The sequence below is a fragment of the Geobacter sp. genome (assembly GCF_030834625.1).
GTDB lineage: Bacteria > Desulfobacterota > Desulfuromonadia > Geobacterales > Geobacteraceae > Geobacter.
The window spans coordinates 1-1946 of record NZ_JAUQXO010000093.1 but is presented as its reverse complement, the minus strand read 5'-3'; the positions used below and the strand labels follow the sequence as shown (position 1 = coordinate 1946).

Below are 1946 nucleotides of genomic sequence, written 5' to 3'. Positions count from 1 at the left end.
CTGCGGGACATCCGGGACCACCTCCCTTCCTGGTATTACCGGGAGCTTCCCAAGCTCGCCGGAGGGCCGCTCAAGGATTACCCCCGCGTCTATGAGCTCACCTGGTCCTTTGTCGCCCATACGGACAGCCGCTTCGACCCGGAGCTGCTGATCCGCTTCGTCCGCGCCTGCCAGCGGGTCAACCCCCTTACCATCGGCGAGCTGTGGGCCGTTCCCACCACCCTGCGCATCGTGCTCATCGAAAACCTCCGCCGCGTTGCCATCCGGATCGTCGGGTCGCAACGGGCGCGCCTGGAAGCGGACCGGATTGCCGACGACCTCCTGGGCATCAGCGGACGGCCGCCCCAGGAGGCGGAGGAGAGTCTGGGGGAAATGGAGAAGACACCCCTTCTCACCGCCTTTGCGGTGCAGCTGGTACAACGGCTGCGCCACCAGGGGCCCGATGTCTCCACCGCCATGGAGTTGCTCACCGAAAAATTGGCCGCGCAAGGAACAACCCCGGACGAAGTCGTTCTGCTCGAACATAACCTCCAGGCAACCGCCAACGTGACGGTACGCAATATCATCACGAGCATGCGGCTCATCTCGTCCTATTCCTGGGACGCCTTTTTCGAAGAGGTCAGCCTGGTGGACGAGATCCTCCGCACCGATCCCCTCTTCGCCGACATGGATTTCATCACCCGCGACCGCTACCGGCACGGTCTTGAAGAGCTGGCAAAAGGTTCGAAGCTTCAGGAACTGGAGATCGCCCGCCTGGTAATAGCCAAAACAGAAGAGGCGCGGAACAAAGCGGGGGAAAGCGGCGAAGCGGCCGACTGGCGCCTGCTGGATCCCGGTTATCACCTGATCTCCAAAGGACGGCCGGCCTTCGAGAAAGAGATCGGCTTCCGTCCGTCGCTGCGCAAGAAGCTCCTTCGCATGTACATCGCCCATGCAACACCGGCCTATCTCGGGACCATCTGCCTGGTGACCTTTCTCCTGGCGGCTCTCCCGCTGCTGGCGAGCGCGGGAGCGGGGGTGTCGCCCCCGTGGCTCTTTCTTTTGGGCATGCTGGCGCTTTTGCCCGCGTCCGACGTGGCGGTCATGCTCGTGAACCGGATCCTGGCGGCGCAGATCGGCCCGCGCCACCTCCCCCGGCTGGAGCTCGCCGCCGGAATCCCTTCATCGCTGCGAACCTTTGTGGCGGTGCCGAGCCTTCTCATCAGCGAGGCGGAGTCAGAAGAGCAGGTCGGCCTCCTTGAGGTGCACTACCTGGCGAATCCGGCCGGCGATGTCCGTTTTGCCCTGCTGACCGACTGGCCCGACGCAGACGCCGAGATCCTTCCCGGAGACACGGAGCTCCTTCAGTACACGGAACACCTGATCGAAAATCTCAATGTGCTCCACGGACCCGCCCCCGACGGGGGAAAACGGTTTTTTCTCTTCCACCGCAAACGCCTCTGGAACGAGGGTGAACGAAAATGGATGGGGTGGGAGCGCAAGCGGGGAAAACTTCATGAATTCAACCGGCTGTTGCGGGGAGAGCTCGACACCAGCTACATCCCGATCGACGGCTTACCCCCGCAGCCGCCGCCCGACGTCCGCTACGTCATAACCCTCGATGCGGACACCAAGCTTCCGGTTAAAACGGTGAACGAGCTTGTGGGAAGCATGGCCCACCCCCTCAATCTCCCCCGCTTCGATGAGCGCCTGGGGCGCGTGGTTGAAGGATACGGGGTACTCCAGCCGCGCATCATCCCTTCGTTCCCCACCCGCTCCGACCGCACCCTGTATCATCACCTCTTTTCCGGGCCATGCGGCGTTGATCCTTACGCCTTCGCTGTTTCGGACATCTATCAGGACCTCTTCGGGGAAGGGTCGTTCACCGGCAAGGGGATTTACGACGTGGACGCCTTCGAGGTTTCGCTGGCGGGCCGCGTGCCGGAAAACGCCATCCTGAGTCACGA

General features: G+C 62.9%; 1 pseudogene. It reads left to right on the top strand.

Annotated features, from left to right (window positions below):
• Nucleotides 1–1946 (top strand): annotated as a pseudogene (locus RCH91_RS20965) (hypothetical protein); the annotation flags it as partial.